Here is a 16,045-nt window from a genome sequence, read left to right as displayed (position 1 = left end):
TGGCGCGGCTGGGAGGATTCGAACCTCCGACCGCTCGGTTCGTAGCCGAGTACTCTATCCAGCTGAGCTACAGCCGCGCATTGATCACTTACTGTGGTTGGGTGCTACATCAACCTGTTCCGCTTTCCTGAAAAGGAAATGGCGGAGAGGGAGGGATTCGAACCCTCGGTACGCTTTCGCGTACGGTTCCTTAGCAGGGAACTGGTTTCAGCCACTCACCCACCTCTCCTTCAGAACGGGGCGTATACTACCATAATTTTTCTGTTTTCATAGGGTTGACACGATTTTTTTAGCCTTCATTTGCCCCAAAAACAAAAAAACCGCTCACGCCTTACCCAAACGGTCTAACTATCTACTCAGCTGTTGCCCGGCTCTGGCTCATCCACGTCTTTTTCCGACTGGATACGCTGGTAAATTTCTTCTCGGTGCACCGCAACTTCTTTCGGTGCATTAACCCCGATACGCACTTGATTGCCTTTCACTCCGAGTACTGTAACCGTAACGTCGTCACCGACCATCAGAGTTTCACCAACGCGGCGAGTTAAAATCAACATATCCCTTACTCCCTATTCAGAACTACGTGTTCCGACAAGCAATGTTTAAATTGGTTCGACGTTTCTATCGAGAACACTAGCCAACCATAAATGCACATTTCCTTATACGGTCACACGCAATCACAAGGTCAGAAAATGAGTCTCTTTTTATAAGGTTTCTTCTACACCGGGCTTATCGAGCTCGAATGCACTGTGAAGAGCACGAACTGCAAGCTCAAGGTATTTTTCGTCAATCACCACCGAAATCTTGATTTCCGATGTGGCGATCATCTGAATATTAATACCCTCGACCGAAAGCGCTTCAAACATTTTGGTTGCAACTCCCGCATGAGAGCGCATGCCAACACCAACAATACTGACTTTCGCAATTTTGGTGTCACCGCCCACTTCACGGGCTCCCAACTCATCGGAAACCCGCTGAAGCACATCTTTCGCACGTTTAAAATCGTTGCGATGAACCGTAAAGGTGAAGGCAGTCCGGTTATCCTCGCCAACGTTCTGGACTATCATGTCCACATCAATGTTGGCATCACTTATCGGCTTCAGAATACGCAGCGCGCTACCCGGAGTGTCGGGGACACCCGAAATCGTAACTTTCGCTTCATCACGGTTAAAAGCGATGCCGGAGACAACCGGTTGTTCCATGGCAGTATTTTCCTCAAATGTAATCAGAGTCCCCTCACCTTCCTCGAAGCTGGAGAGAACCCTCAACGGAACGTTGTATTTGCCCGCAAATTCTACGGCGCGAATCTGGAGTACTTTGGAGCCCAGGCTCGCCATTTCCATCATTTCTTCAAATGTAATCTGCTTCAAGCGACGGGCACTGTCCACAACCCTGGGATCGGTGGTGTAAACACCGTCCACATCGGTATAGATCTGACACTCGTCAGCCTTCAGAGCGGCGGCTAGAGCGACAGCCGTGGTATCCGAGCCGCCCCGGCCCAAAGTGGTAATACTGCCACTCTCATCAACACCCTGAAATCCGGCTACAACCACCACACGGCCAGCATTCAGATCTTCGCGCATACGCTGCTCGTCAATCTGCTTGATACGGGCCTTGGTGTGCATACTGTCAGTCAGAATGCGCACCTGAGACCCGGTATAGGAACGGGCTTCGCAACCCCGCTTCTGCAACGCCATGGACAGGAGAGCTATGGTCACCTGCTCTCCCGTTGAAACGAGAACATCCATCTCACGCGGCGTGGGCTCTTCCATTATGTTATTAGCCAGAGCGATAAGCCGGTTGGTTTCGCCACTCATGGCAGAAACCACAACCACCACATCGTGGCCTTCTTTGCGGAAGCCAGAGACCTTCTCCGCAACTGCTTCTATTCGCTCGGTTGTGCCTACCGAGGTGCCACCAAACTTCTGAACCAACAGAGCCATTATCTTTCCAGTATTCGAATCAGAGAGCTGCGGCAGAGCCCAGAGCCCTGCCCGTCAAAAAACAAGCGGCAAGAATTATAAACCTCGACCGCCACAGAAAAACAGTTGCTTATGCGATATTTTTTTCAACCCACGCCGGCACACCTGCGAGGGCTTCGGCGAGCTTCGAAGGATCGTTGCCACCGCCCTGAGCCATATCGGGCCGGCCGCCGCCTTTACCATCCAGCAAGCCAGACAAATGCTTCATCAAATCACCCGCCTTGATACGCCCCGTGGCGGATTTGGTAACGCCCGCGACAAGAGTCACCTTTCCATCCGCAACACTCGCAAGAACGACCACACCTTCACCCAGTTTGTTCTTGAGTTGATCCGTGGTTTCCATCAGCGCCTTGCGGTCCGCTCCTTCGAGTTCAGAAGCAACCACTTTGAGGCCGGCCACTTCAACTGCGGAGTCAGCCAGGTCACTTCCTGCCGAACTGGCAAGTTTTGCTTTCAGTGCGTCGACATCCTTCTCGAGTTGACGATTGCGGTCAATGGTTTGCTGCACCTTGTCGATCACCGTCTCCCGGCTACCTTTTACAAGGCGAGCTGCTTCACGAAGCGTACGCTCGGTTTCATCCACCCATTCAAGCGCACCAAAGCCGGTAACCGCTTCAATACGGCGAACACCGGAAGAAATGCCACTTTCTGAAGTAATACGGAACAGACCGATGTCACCAGTGCGAGCTACGTGAGTACCACCACACAACTCTACAGAGTAGCTCTCTGTACCCATGCTCAAAACCCGCACAACATCACCGTACTTTTCACCAAACAGAGCCATCGCGCCTTTTTTCTGCGCCTGCTCCATGTCGGTAATGTCGGTCTGAACGGCCGTATTTTCAAGGATCTGCTCGTTCACCTGGCGCTCGATTTCTTTCAATTGCTCAGGCGTGACCGCCTCAAAGTGTGAAAAGTCGAAACGCAGCTTGTCCGGGTCAACCAGCGAACCCTTCTGGCCGACGTGCTCGCCCAGCACCTTGCGCAATGCCGCATGCAACAGATGTGTAGCAGAGTGATTTCGACGAGTCCGGTCGCGGCGTACGTGATCAATGCGGGCGTCAACTTCCAGACCGTCAAACAGTTCACCCTCGATCAAAGTGCCTACATGAAGGTGATTATCACCGTCTTTACGGGTGTCAGTTACTTTAAAGCGTCCCCCGCTCCAAGTCAGCAAACCGGTATCACCCACCTGACCACCGGACTCGGCATAGAAGGGCGTGCGCTCCAGTACTACAACCGCTTCATCACCAGCCTCTGCCGTTTTATATTCGCCGTTAACGATTACAGCACGAACGCGCTCATGGCCATCCACCTGGTCGTATCCGGTAAACTCGGTTTTTCCGTCAATGCTCAGGCCGGTGGCGTTGTAATCCATGCCAAATTTACTGGCAGCTCTGGCACGTTCACGCTGGCGTTCCATGGCTTTTTCGTAGCCTTCGTAATCCAGTGTCAGGCCGCGCTCACGAGCGATATCATTGGTCAGGTCCACCGGGAAGCCATAAGTGTCATAAAGCGTAAAAATGGTTTCGCCCGGGATAACCTCGCCTTTCAGCTCGGCAATGTCCTGTTCCAGAAGCCGCAAACCCTTGTCCAGAGTTTTTACAAACTGCTCCTCTTCCTGCAACAACACTCTCTCGATCTGCTTTCGACTGCTGATCAGTTGCGGAAATGCCTCTCCCATCAATTCAACCAGAGCACCCGTCAACTTGTAGAAGAACGGGCCGGTGGCACCCAGCTTGTTGCCGTGTCGGGCAGCCCGACGGATTATGCGCCGTAGCACAAAACCGCGGCCTTCATTGGAGGGCATAACGCCATCGGAAATCAGGAACGCACAGGAGCGGATATGATCGGCAACCACACGCAGGCTGGCTTCGGTCGTTGCGGCGCCGCCGAGTATGGCCGACGCAGCTTTCAGCAAGTCGTCGAAAAGATCAATTTCGTAGTTGCTGTGTACGCCTTGCAAAACAGCTGTAACTCGCTCCAGTCCCATTCCCGTATCAACAGAAGGCTTCGGCAGGTTGAGCATTTCACCATCAGCGGTGCGGTTATACTGCATGAAGACCACGTTCCAGATCTCGATGTAGCGGTCGCCATCTTCTTCCGGGCTTCCGGGAGGGCCTCCAGCCACTTCCGGGCCATGGTCGTAGAAAATTTCGGTGCAGGGGCCGCAAGGGCCAGTGTCACCCATCTGCCAGAAGTTGTCTGATGCATAGGGAGCCCCGCCGTTGTCTCCAATTCGGACAATACGATCTGCAGGCACGCCTACTTCTTTGTTCCATATATCATAGGCTTCGTCATCATCGGCATAGACGGTCACCCAGAGTTTTTCGGCCGGCAGGTTCAACCACTGCTCTCCGGTCAGGAACGTCCACGCATAGTTGATTGCTTCACGTTTGAAGTAGTCACCAAAACTGAAGTTGCCCAGCATTTCGAAGAACGTATGGTGGCGCGCCGTGTAACCCACGTTTTCCAAGTCGTTATGCTTGCCGCCGGCACGAACGCATTTCTGTGAGCTGGTTGCGCGGTTGTAGTCGCGCTCCTCTCGCCCAAGAAACACATCCTTGAACTGATTCATCCCCGCATTGGTGAACAGAAGCGTCGGATCATCTGCCGGCACCAGAGAGCTGCTCGGAACGATGGAGTGACCTTGCTGTTTAAAATAATCAAGAAATGCCTGTCGCAACTCTGCGGTTTTCATAGCCCTTTGATACCTTTCCAGAAACCCCACCGTATAACGGCCGGATCCGCGATTGAATTCGAATACTTACATGCGTGTGCAAATCGGCTACTCTAGCACACGCTGAGTACAGGCAAAACGTGAAACATCACAGGAGACCCCATGCCCCGCCGCTTCCACGCCGCTGACGAACTACTTCCCCCAGCGACATTTCTCAAAAGATCACTGGCCATTATTTACGACGGATTGATCAGCATTGCCGTGCTTCTGGTTACCACCTGGATATACACCATGATAACTGGCTGGATTACGGGCTGGGATCGTCTCGCTCAGAAGGCGGAAGCCGGTCAATTATCCGGAGACCCCGGGCTGACGTTCGTATTGTTTCTGGTGATGTACCTGTTTTTTGCCTACTTCTGGACACGGATAGGACAGACGCTGGGAATGCAGGTATGGCGTGTCCGTATTGAGAACCTCGACGGCACGTCCGTGAGCTGGAGCCAGGCTCTTCGGCGCTATGTGACAGCTGCTGCTGTGTTTTTTCTGGCGCTGCTGGCTGGCTATTCTATGGGCTCGGCAACCCTGTTCCTCAGCATTCCGGCAATGATAGCGCTGTTCTACCCCATAAATGGGCTTTCCCTGACAGACAGGCTGTCAGAAAGCGTGGTCGTTGCCCTGCCCCATAAAACCAAAGCAGGTTAATCCGGCGAACAGGGGCTCTTACCCTGCCCGCCGCATCAGCACCGCACCAAAAACCGCACTGATCGCAATTGGAACGAGAACGGCAAGCGCCGGGTTAAAGCCGTAGACCACACTCATGGGGCCCAGAAGATCCTGCATGTATTTGAACAAAAGCCCCACGAGCAGGCCGGTAAACACTCGAAAGCCCATGGTCACCGAGCGCAGCGGCCCGAATATAAAGGAAATCGCGACCAGAACCATCACCCCGGTTCCCAGAGGCATCAGCGCTTTCTTCCAGAAAGCCAGCCAGTAAGGAGCTCCATTCAGTTCCTGATCACCAAGATAGCTGGCGTAAGTAAACAGGCCAGTCATGGAAAGGTTTTCCGGTTTGACGATCAACACACTCAGCACGTCCGGAGAAAGACCGGTATCCCAGCGAAGAGACTCATGGTTCTCACGGCTCGTTGAGTCGCCTTCGAGGCGCGTGGTGGTAGAGTTTTCCAACAACCAATGGTCGCCCTGATAGGTCGCCCGCTCTGCAAAACTTGAAGACATCAACTGACGCTGATCATCAAAGCGGAACAGAGACACGCCGTGCAGCACTCCATTCGTCTGCACCGCATTAAGATGCATAAACGTATTACCCTCACGGTGCCACACACCATGTGCCGCCGCTACATTCTGCCCGGCACCGAGCGCAACCGCCTTGTAGCTTTGGGCAGCTCGCTCCGCAGGGGGCGCCAAGTATTCACCGATAAGAACGCCAGTCAGAACAATAATCAACGCCGGCTTCATTGCCGACCAGACAACTCGCTTGATCGAAACACCAGCCGCGCGAATCACCGTAAGCTCAGACGAGCTGGCCATTGCACCCAGTCCGACAAGACAGCCCATAAAGGCTCCCAACGGCAGGTAGTCGTATATGCGACGCGGCAAGGTCAGCACCACGTACCAGAGCGCATCCAGAATCCGGTAGTTGTTCTCTGTGTCCTCCAACTCGGCAACGAAGGCGAAAATGAGATCCAGGGACAGCACCACAACCATCACCAGGAGCATAGCTCCGCCAACGTTTCGCATTACATAACGATCAATCTTACGCATTGGCCACCCCTTCCTGCTTCACTCTTCTTTTGTGGAGCCAGGCCGGACCAAACTGCAGCCAGAGACCAAGGGCCAGGAAGATTGCATGCACCCAGAGCATTCCCAACCACTCAGGAACCTTGCCGTCAGACATAGCATCGCGGGCAACGATAAGCAGGCCAAGATAGGCGATATAAACCAGCATCGCGGGCAAAAGATGAAAAAACCGTCCTTGCCTCGGATTAACCCTACTGAGCCGAACCGCCAGCAGCGTCACAATCGGAACAATCAGCGGTAATGAGAACCGCCAGTGCAGCAAGGCCCTGTCTCTCGGATCATCTGAACGCATGAGCTGTAAGGTTGTCACTCCCTCGTCCAGTTCCACGTCGCCGCTGCTACCGCTACGGATTTTCAGGCCGTAGGCTTCAAAACCGGTAATCTGGTAATCCAGTTTTCCCGGTATACCGTCGAAGCGGGCCCCGTTTTCCAGAATGAGAAAGCGACTACCCGTGTCCTCATCAATAAGTTGGGATCCGGAATCAGCGGCAATAACACTCACACCCGATCCATCACGGCCGTACTCTGCGATGAATACACCCTCGAGACGACGCTTATCATCACTGAGTGCTTCGGTATAGGTTACTCGCCCACCCGATGAAAGCTCCTGAAAGCGGCCTGGTGCAAGCAACTCGAATTCCGTCGCCTTTGCCTGCTCGGCGAAAATCTCTTCCACCTGTTTCATACCCCAGGGCGAGATGACCAGGCTCATACTTCCTACGATCAGCATTACTACAAGGCTGCCCATCAGGGTTTTCGAGAGCAGCTGACGGTCACTCACACCACAGGCCGAGAGAACGGTCATTTCGCTTTCCAGATACATCCGCCCGTAGGCAAGCAATATGCCGATGAATAATCCCAGCGGCAGAATAAGCTCAAGAAATCCTGGAAAACGGTAAGCCATGATTTCAAACAGAACGCCCGGTGCAATCTTGCCCTCTGCGGCGCCGGCCAGATATTTAAGAAATCGCCCACTCATAAATACCAGCAAAAGGATGCCCGAAACGGCAACCATACTGACCATAACCTGACGTATGAGATAGCGGAAAATAATGCTCAAAACGGTTTTTCTGCCCGTGTAGACCGAAACATGGAGGAATAGGATAACTGCGCGTATTCTAAGTAACCTTGGGGCCGAATGACAGTACAGCGACGTTAAGGCCGTGACAGATACTCTGCCGGTTAAGTGAACTAACCTGCTCTTCCCGCTTGATTATCCGACAGCAAGCCCCAATGCTTGGAGGATCGAAATAAATCATTCTCGCCGCCAACAGCTGCGGCCGCCCTGGACAACCTACAGGAGTTTCCATGAACTTCAGCCTCAACAGTAAAGCCATTGAAAGTACCAAAGCCGACTGCCTTGTCGTCGCCCTGCCGGAAAAAGGCGATTGGCCAGCCTCTACTACCGAGGTGGACGGCGTATTGGGAGGGCTGATAAGCAAGCTCCAGAAAGCTGGGGATATCAGTGGTAAGAATGCAGCAACCACCATGGTGCCGCTTAGTGACCAGCACTGGAGCCGGCTTCTTATCGTCGGTACCGGAAAGGATGCAGACCGCACTAGCGCAAGCTTCCGCAAGGCGCTGACCGCAATGACGAGCGCCCTGAAAGATGGCCCTTCAAAAAGTGCTCACATCACCCTGACAGACACCGGGCTGAACGGCGGTGAAAGCCAGAGTTCGGAGCTGGCAAAACTCAGCCTGATCGGCCGCACACTGGAAGAGCAGCTTTACCTGTTCAGTGACTTCAAGAGCGAAAAGCCGGCCGCACGCAAGCTCAAAAAAATCCTGGTGGCCGCTTCCGGTACAGCCAAGGCCCAGAAAGAAGCGTTCAATCTCGGTTTGGCGACAGGCCGCGGTATGAATTTCACCCGTGACCTCGGCAACATGCCACCAAACATTTGTCACCCGGTATGGCTAGCCGAACAAGCGAGCAAGCTTGCTGCCGATCACGGTTGCATCAAGACTGAAATCCTTGATGAAAAGCAGATGAAAAAGCTGGGCATGAACTCCCTTTTGGCCGTTGGCCAGGGCAGCACCCAGCCACCCCGCCTGATTGTTATGGAGTACCGCGGTGGCAACGCGAAAGACAAGCCCCACGTTCTTGTCGGTAAAGGCATCACCTTCGACACCGGCGGCATCAGCCTGAAACCGGGCGCTGGTATGGACGAGATGAAGTATGACATGGGCGGCTCCGCTGCCGTATTCGGCGCCATGCAGGTCCTTGCGGAGGTCAAGCCGAAGATCAATGTGGTTGCCGTAATCGCTGCCGCTGAGAACATGCCCGATGGCAATGCTGCACGCCCAGGCGATATTGTAACCACCATGTCTGGCCAGACCGTTGAAATTCTCAACACAGATGCCGAAGGCCGCTTGGTTCTCTGCGACGCCCTCACCTACGTGAAAAAGTTCGACCCGGAAGCAGTGATTGATCTGGCCACGCTCACAGGTGCCTGCATCGTCGCCCTTGGCCATGAGGCTACAGGCCTACTGGCAAACAATGACGAACTGGCAAACGAACTGTTGGCCGCAGGTGATCGCGCGAGCGACAAAGCCTGGCGCCTGCCTCTCTGGGACGAGTACCAGAGCCTGCTGGACAGCAATTTTGCCGACATGGCCAACATCGGCGGCCGCTCGGCGGGCACTATTACCGCTGCCTGCTTCTTGTCGCGCTTCACCAAAGAATACCGTTGGGCCCACCTCGACATCGCCGGAACCGCGTGGCACTCCGGCAAAGCCAAAGGTTCCTCCGGCCGTCCGGTTCCCTTGCTTGTCGACTACCTCATGTCCCACGCCGGCAAGTAATGGAAGCTAACGGAAAACTATGAACGGTAATCCGGCAACACAAACCGGCAGCGATGCTGCCGGTGCCTCCCGGCAGGCAACGGGACAGGAGGATAAAAACCAGCGGTACTGGTTCCATATACTCCTGCAAGACACCCCTACCGCCCGCAACCTGCACGCTACCAAGCTTGTAAATAAAGCCTGGGAACAGGGCGATCGGGTGTGCATTGTGTGCGACACCCAGCAACAAGCCGAAGAACTGGACGACCTACTCTGGAACATCAGCCCAGACGCGTTCATCCCCCACAGCATTGCAAAGGATTCCACCACCACCTGTTCCGACCCCGTCGGTATTCTGCTCTATCCGCCCGCTCCGGAAGACTGGGACACCGTGATCATTCTTTCAGCAGCCTTGCCGGCGAATGCAGACCGGTTCAAAAGGCTTGCGCTGGTTGCTCATAACGACCCGAATGTTCTGAATCAGGCGCGGGCGCATTTCAGGCAGTTGCGCGCTTTAGGTGTCGAGGCTCAAGTGTATGATCAACGATCGCGATCGTGATCATACACTTGGACAGCGCTGGATTAGAGCTTCCAGTTTGCGCATGCAACGATATTAACGACAATTCGCTGGCAAGTGCTTTTCGTTTACATTCTGACCGTAACAGATCCAACTGATCTCGCCTTCATCGACGGCAGGTTCAAGTACGATATATTTGGGCTCTCCGGAATTGTCCACGCCCATTTCGACCCCGATCACGCCCTCTTCATATACATCAATCGTATAGTTCTGAACGTCATTCTCCAATGTCAGCTCCGGATAGCCCAGCTCTTGCATGGTTAGCGGCCAAGCCTGGTTTTCATTGGCGTAGGAGGTGACTCGAGCCTGGGTTTCCTGAGCCATAGAATATGCAGCCGAATAACGTGCCCTTTCGACATACTGCTGGTAAGCAGGAATTGCCACGGCAGCCAGCACACCGATGATCGCGACAGTTACCAACAGGGATGCAGCTCCGCCAGCACCACCACCCAACCGGGGCACAAACATCGATAGCACCCAGGCGCCGATACTGCGGCGAGGATGCTTGACCTCCCTGCCTTGTGTCAGTGCCAAAGCGGTCGCCATGCGTTTTGTCAGCCACGGATAGTCGCCGGTCAGTTCGTTGAACGACATCCAGAACCCACTGGTTGCCTGAATCTGACTGAGGTAAGCATCCACATTGATGGTCTTCCAGCGGGTATCCCCTGCAGCGATTGCCGCTATGGCGGCCTTGATATCCTCTGAAGACTGGCAACAGGCAACGCCGTAGCGATCACAGGTGTACTCCTCTGCGCGGCGCAAAGCCGGCCCAACCACAGGCAAAAGCGAGCCGGGCATGACAAACGCGCGCCAAGAAAGATGTTTGCGGTGTATGTGGCCAAGTTCATGGCCAATATAGAAGTCGACCGCACCCGGTTGATCTTCCAGGGCATCAATCACATCGGTAAACAACACCACAAAGTGACGACCGAGAAACTTGGTGGCCAGTGCGTTAAAGAAATCGGTGCGAAGCAGGTATGCTTCAGGCAATTCTGTAACGCCAACTTTTTCAGAACAACGAACAAGCCGCTCATAGAGATCTGGATACTGATCCTGGCTGATGCGCACACCTGAGCCTTTCAGGTGGGAGATAAATGCCGAATGTGCAAACAGAAAAAACACATAGCCCAAGAGCAAGTACAACAACAAAATCCCGAACGTCCCGACAACCAATGCAAGCCAGACAATCGCTGAAAACACGACCGCTATCTTGAGCAACGGCTTCTCGTTCTTGTAAACCAAATCCATGGTATCCCCTCGTTAAGATGCTTACAGAGTGACCGGCGAGTGCACAGCGAAAGACCTGAGCCAATTATGACTGAGGTTTATTGAGGCGCACCCACGCAGCAAAGCCGGCGATTATAGAGAAAAACAGCGAACATCTTCCACGACTACATGTCGGCTTCACATACCCGAAGGTGGGACACAGCCTGCCGAAGCCGACCTCCATGGCTCGAAGGCAAGCGACCATGTATAATCCAGCGTCTTAATTTCCCCTTGTGAATCAATCAAACGGTCGCTAGAAAAACCCATGGAAAAAACCTACCAGCCAGAAAACATTGAGCGCCAGTGGTACGAAAACTGGGAATCCAAAGGGTACTTCCGCCCCAGCGGAGAGGGCGAGTCCTACAGCATCGCCATCCCACCACCCAATGTGACCGGCAGCCTGCACATGGGCCACGCCTTCCAGCACACCATCATGGACACCCTCACCCGCTACAAGCGTATGCAGGGTCACAACACCCTGTGGCAGGTAGGCAGTGACCACGCAGGCATCGCTACCCAAATGGTGGTTGAGCGCAAACTTGCTGCGGAAGAAGGCAAAACCCGCCACGATCTGGGCCGCGATGAGTTCATCAAGCGCATCTGGGAATGGAAAGAAGAATCTGGCGGCACTATTACCAGCCAGATGCGCCGGCTCGGCAACTCGGTGGATTGGGACACCGAACGCTTCACCATGGATGACGGCTTCTACAAAGCCGTACAGGAAGTGTTTATCCGCCTGTACGAAGACGGCCTGGTTTACCGCGGCAAACGCCTGGTGAACTGGGATCCGAAACTGCATACCGCCATTTCCGACCTGGAAGTAGAGAACAAGGAAGAAAAAGGCTTTTTCTGGCACCTGCGTTACCCTCTGGCCGATGGCGCCAAGACTCAAGACGGTAAAGATTATCTCGTGGTCGCCACCACCCGGCCGGAAACCATGCTGGGCGATACCGCAGTAGCCGTCCACCCGGATGACGAGCGCTATCAGCACCTGATTGGCAAGTTCGTGATGCTGCCGCTGGTAAACCGTCGCATTCCGGTGATTGCAGATCACCATGCCGACCCGGAAAAAGGCTCAGGTTGCGTCAAGATTACCCCGGCTCACGATTTCAACGACTACGCCGTGGGCAAGCGCAACAACCTGCCAATGATGAACGTGCTGACCCAGGATGCAAACGTTCGGGAACAGGCAGAAGTATTCAACAGTGACGGAACCGAAAACACAGAATTGGATGGCACCCTGCCTCAAGCGTACGCAGGCCTGACCCGTGAGGACGCGCGCAAACAGGTCGTTGCTGACATGGAAGCCGCAGGGCTGGTTCAGCAAGTGGAAGATCACGTACTGAGTGTTCCCCGTGGCGACCGCTCTGGCCTGATCATTGAGCCAATGCTGACCGACCAATGGTTTGCAGATGCGAAAGAACTGGCCAAACCAGCCATCGAAGCCGTGGAAGATGGTCGTATCCAGTTTGTGCCCAAGCAGTACGAAAACATGTATTTCTCCTGGATGCGTGACATTCAGGACTGGTGTATTTCTCGCCAGTTATGGTGGGGCCACCGCATTCCAGCCTGGTACGACGCCGAAGGCAACATCTACGTTGGCCGCAGCGAAGATGAAGTACGTCAGAAGCACAACCTGGCAGCAGATTTTGTATTGAAGCAGGACGACGACGTACTGGACACCTGGTTCAGCTCGGCACTTTGGACCTTCGGCACACTGGGCTGGCCGGAAATCACTGAGCGCCTGAAGACGTTCCACCCTACCGATGTCCTGGTGACCGGTTTTGACATCATTTTCTTCTGGGTTGCCCGAATGATCATGATGACCATGCACTTCATGAAAAATGAAGACGGCACGCCTCAGGTTCCATTCAAAACCGTTTACGTTACCGGCCTGATCCGTGACGAGCATGGCGACAAGATGTCCAAGTCCAAGGGCAACGTAATTGACCCGTTGGACATGATTGACGGCATCGATCTGGCACCGCTGCTTGAGAAGCGAACCGGCAACCTGATGCAGCCCAAGCTGGCCAAGAAAATTGCCAAGCAAACCGAGAAGGAATTTCCGGAAGGTATTTCTGCTCACGGCACTGATGCTTTGCGCTTTACGCTGGCGGCCATGGCCACTACAGGCCGTGATATTAACTGGGACATGAAACGTCTGGAAGGCTACCGCAACTTCTGCAACAAACTGTGGAACGCTGCCCGTTACGTACTGATGAACACCGAAGGTGAAGACTGCGGTGTGGATGGGGAAGCCGTTGACTTATCACTGGCTGACCGCTGGATCATCAGCGCTTTGCAGCAGTGCGAGCAGGATGTGACCCGTCATCTGGATCAATACCGTTTCGATCTGGCTTCCCACGCTTTGTATGAGTTCATCTGGAATGAGTACTGCGACTGGTATCTTGAGCTATCCAAGCCTTCCCTGAGCGACGATAACGCCACTGCCGAAGCCAAACGCGGCACTCGGCGTACTCTGGTGCGCGTGCTGGAAACCGTCTTGCGCCTGGCGCACCCGATCATGCCGTTTATCACGGAAGAAATCTGGCAGCGCATTGCGCCACTTGCTGGCAAATCCGGTGACAGCATTATGCTGCAGCCGTTCCCGCAGGTGGATGCGAGCAAGCACGATGCGAAAGCGGTCGAAGACATTGAGTGGCTGAAGGGTGTGATCGTGGCCGTGCGTAACATTCGCGGTGAGATGAACATTTCGCCGGCGAAAAAGATTCCGGTTCTGTTCCGTGGGAACAGTGCTGACGGTCAGCGCCGCATGAATGAAAACCGTCAGTTCCTCAGTTCGCTGGCCAAGCTGGAGAGTCTGGAGTGGTTTGAGGGTGATAATGCGCCCATGTGTGCCACCCAGTTGGTTGGCGATATGGAAGTCTTGGTGCCTATGGCCGGCCTGATCGATAAAGATGCGGAGCTGAAGCGGCTGGACAAGGAGCTGGAGCGCCTGCAGAAGGAAATCGCGCGACTGGAGGGCAAGCTGGGGAACGAGAAGTTCACTGCCAAGGCGCCGGCGGAGGTTGTCGCCAAGGAGCAGGAGAAGCTGGCTGAAGCTCAGGGTAACCAGAGCCGGTTGCAGCAACAGCGCGCAGACATTGAGGCCATGTAAGCATGGTGTCTGCGGATGAGCGTTCCGGGAGTGGCGGGTTGATTGCCATTCTTGGAGCGGGTTCTTTGGGGCGGCTTTGGGCCGCCCTTTTGCCGTCTGGCCAATGCGGCTTTTTGCCTCGGCTCTCTGGTGGTGAACTTCGGAGAAGCTTCAGCCTTCAGGAAGTTCCTCCCGAAACACGCTGTGAATACATCCTTGTAAACTCTGCTCCGCCCTTTGGCGCTAATGCTCCTGCGTCGCGCCAAAGGTCCAGGGCAAGCCGTCCATGGCTTGCCCGTGAAGTGCTTCGCACTCCACCCATGGCTCCGCAAGGTTTCGGGAGGGACTTCCTGAAGGCTTCGCCGGGTTCTGGTCAAGCCCGAAAACCTATTACCATTCCAGCACTCCAGTCCACTGAGAACGTAAAGCTGCTTGTAGTAACAACGAAAGCCGGAGATACGCTTACGGCTTTAAATGACTGGCTACCATATATTCCGGAACATACTCCCGTGGTTTTGTTTCAGAATGGCTTAGGTAGCCAGCAAGCAGTTGCTGAGCGCTGGTCGCAACGGCCGATTTTGGCGGCCAGCACTACCGAAGGGGCGAATCGGCCATCGCAGGATGTGCTGGTTCATGCCGGGGCTGGTGACACCTGGGTAGGTGCACTTACTGCTTCTGCGGCTGAACATGTAACAGATGTTGTTCAACAGTTGGCCGCAACTGGTTTGCGGGTTCATGCTGAGGACAAGATTCTGCAACGGCTTTGGCAGAAGCTGGTGGTTAATGCGGGGATCAATCCGTTTACCGCCCTGCTCGACTGCCCTAATGGCGATATTCTGGGCTCGCCACTCTATCAACAGAATGTTGACGGGCTTTGTTCAGAGATATCTCTTCTGCTGCAGGCCGAAACCTCGGAGGCGGTAGAGCCGTTGGTCCTTCGGGAGCGTATTGAGAAAGTGGCGAGAAATACAGCCGGCAACACTTCGTCCATGCGCGCAGACGTTATAGCTGGGCGTAAAACCGAGATTGATTTTATCAATGGCTATCTTGTGCAATGCGGAGAGCGCCACGGTATTGCCACGCCGGTAAACCAAATGCTGACCGACCGAGTAAAAGGTTTGTAACGCTTTAAATAAATGGGTTTTAAACAGGAGCACTCTTCATGGGCAATCGCCTTTCCAAGATTTACACCCGCACCGGTGACGACGGGTCGACCGGCCTGGCCGATGGCAACCGCATTGCCAAAAATGCCCAGCGCGTTGAGGCGATGGGTATGGCCGATGAGCTGAATTGCCATATTGGCCTGCTGATTGAAACTCTGGATAGCGACGATGAAATGCTTGAGCCATTGCGCCGCATTCAACATCACCTGTTTGATCTTGGCGGAGAGTTTGCCATTCCTGGCAGTAAGGCAATCAACGACGATCACATCAGTTGGCTGGAAAACCTGCTGGATGAAATGAACGAACCCTTGCCGCCCCTGAAAAATTTCATCCTGCCTGGCGGCAGTCCTGCTGCAGCCCAATGCCACCTGGCCCGTGCCGTTTGCCGCCGCGCGGAGCGTGTGGTGGTCGCCCTCAGCCATGAGGATTCAATAAACCTGCTGGCACGCCAGTACCTTAACCGTCTATCAGACCTGTTGTTTGTAGCTTCGAGGGTGTTAGCGCGCCGGGGAGGCGCTGAAGAGATTCTTTGGGATCAAAAAAAATCAGGAATGTAACGACTACTCCGGGAGTGACATTTCGTTCGCCATAACCAGGTCGTGGGTGGCGCAAAGGCTCCAGAAACTGTGCGAAGCCATGGATGGCGAAGCCAAGCGTACACGGACGTATTCACAGCGTGTTTCT

Annotated in this window: 12 protein-coding genes and 2 tRNA genes; 6 read left to right on the top strand and 8 right to left on the bottom strand. The window is 54.3% G+C overall.

The genetic code is table 11. The annotated features are described in order from the left end of the window. From Q4501_RS17910 to alaS, 5 genes are all read right to left on the bottom strand, one after another. Nucleotides 1-77, bottom strand: a tRNA-Arg gene (locus Q4501_RS17910). A 62-nt stretch (nucleotides 78-139) separates the two neighbouring features. Further along, a tRNA-Ser gene (locus Q4501_RS17905) sits at nucleotides 140-229 on the bottom strand. Between the two features lie 127 nt (nucleotides 230-356). Further along, complete coding sequence (csrA, locus tag Q4501_RS17900; protein ID WP_303597628.1) at nucleotides 357-554, bottom strand: carbon storage regulator CsrA; 198 nt, start codon at nucleotides 552-554, stop codon at nucleotides 357-359. Between the two features lie 147 nt (nucleotides 555-701). Continuing rightward, nucleotides 702-1,940, bottom strand: a complete 1,239-nt coding sequence (locus Q4501_RS17895) for an aspartate kinase (RefSeq protein WP_303597627.1) — start codon at nucleotides 1,938-1,940, stop codon at nucleotides 702-704. A 109-nt stretch (nucleotides 1,941-2,049) separates the two neighbouring features. Beyond that, the gene (gene alaS, locus Q4501_RS17890; protein ID WP_303597626.1) at nucleotides 2,050-4,680 is read right to left on the bottom strand and encodes an alanine--tRNA ligase; all 2,631 of its coding nucleotides are present in this window, start codon (nucleotides 4,678-4,680) and stop codon (nucleotides 2,050-2,052) included. A 141-nt stretch (nucleotides 4,681-4,821) separates the two neighbouring features. Between alaS and Q4501_RS17885 the strand changes: the two genes are divergently transcribed. Then, nucleotides 4,822-5,361 (top strand): RDD family protein, encoded by a 540-nt coding sequence (locus Q4501_RS17885; protein WP_303597625.1) that lies wholly within the window; start codon nucleotides 4,822-4,824, stop codon nucleotides 5,359-5,361. 18 nt (nucleotides 5,362-5,379) lie between these two features. Here Q4501_RS17885 and lptG read toward each other — a convergent pair whose 3' ends face one another. After that, the gene (gene lptG, locus Q4501_RS17880; RefSeq protein WP_303597624.1) at nucleotides 5,380-6,441 is read right to left on the bottom strand and encodes an LPS export ABC transporter permease LptG; all 1,062 of its coding nucleotides are present in this window, start codon (nucleotides 6,439-6,441) and stop codon (nucleotides 5,380-5,382) included. Further along, nucleotides 6,434-7,537, bottom strand: coding sequence for an LPS export ABC transporter permease LptF (gene lptF, locus Q4501_RS17875; protein WP_303597623.1), 1,104 nt, complete (start codon nucleotides 7,535-7,537; stop codon nucleotides 6,434-6,436). The genes lptG and lptF overlap by 8 nt, the downstream gene beginning before the upstream one ends. 248 nt (nucleotides 7,538-7,785) lie before the next feature. Here lptF and Q4501_RS17870 point away from each other — a divergent pair, with 248 nt between their 5' ends. Both Q4501_RS17870 and Q4501_RS17865 read left to right on the top strand, forming a co-directional pair. Next, on the top strand, nucleotides 7,786-9,279 hold the full coding sequence (locus Q4501_RS17870) for a leucyl aminopeptidase (RefSeq protein ID WP_303597622.1): 1,494 nt from the start codon (nucleotides 7,786-7,788) through the stop codon (nucleotides 9,277-9,279). A 19-nt stretch (nucleotides 9,280-9,298) separates the two neighbouring features. Then, nucleotides 9,299-9,817: a DNA polymerase III subunit chi gene (locus Q4501_RS17865; protein ID WP_303597621.1), complete on the top strand. Its 519-nt coding sequence runs from the start codon at nucleotides 9,299-9,301 to the stop codon at nucleotides 9,815-9,817. A 54-nt stretch (nucleotides 9,818-9,871) separates the two neighbouring features. On the opposite strand, the gene Q4501_RS17860 is transcribed toward Q4501_RS17865, so the two are convergent. Beyond that, nucleotides 9,872-11,083 carry a pilin gene (locus Q4501_RS17860; protein ID WP_303597620.1) on the bottom strand — a complete coding sequence of 404 codons (1,212 nt, stop codon included), beginning with the start codon at nucleotides 11,081-11,083 and terminating at the stop codon, nucleotides 9,872-9,874. Between the two features lie 283 nt (nucleotides 11,084-11,366). Between Q4501_RS17860 and Q4501_RS17855 the strand changes: the two genes are divergently transcribed. The 3 genes from Q4501_RS17855 to Q4501_RS17845 are packed head-to-tail and all read left to right on the top strand — an operon-like array spanning nucleotide 11,367 to nucleotide 15,918. Then, entirely contained in the window at nucleotides 11,367-14,219 is a 2,853-nt protein-coding gene (locus tag Q4501_RS17855; protein WP_303597619.1) for a valine--tRNA ligase, read from the top strand. A gap of 38 nt (nucleotides 14,220-14,257) precedes the next feature. After that, nucleotides 14,258-15,322 carry a 2-dehydropantoate 2-reductase gene (locus Q4501_RS17850; RefSeq protein ID WP_368498017.1) on the top strand — a complete coding sequence of 355 codons (1,065 nt, stop codon included), beginning with the start codon at nucleotides 14,258-14,260 and terminating at the stop codon, nucleotides 15,320-15,322. Nucleotides 15,323-15,360: 38 nt separating this feature from the next. Beyond that, nucleotides 15,361-15,918 (top strand): cob(I)yrinic acid a,c-diamide adenosyltransferase, encoded by a 558-nt coding sequence (locus Q4501_RS17845; RefSeq protein ID WP_303597617.1) that lies wholly within the window; start codon nucleotides 15,361-15,363, stop codon nucleotides 15,916-15,918. The last annotated feature ends 127 nt before the right edge of the window (nucleotides 15,919-16,045 follow it).

The sequence above is a fragment of the Marinobacter sp. 2_MG-2023 genome, assembly GCF_030546935.1.
Classification (GTDB): Bacteria; Pseudomonadota; Gammaproteobacteria; order Pseudomonadales; family Oleiphilaceae; genus Marinobacter.
This window is presented reverse-complemented; position numbering and strand designations above follow the sequence as displayed.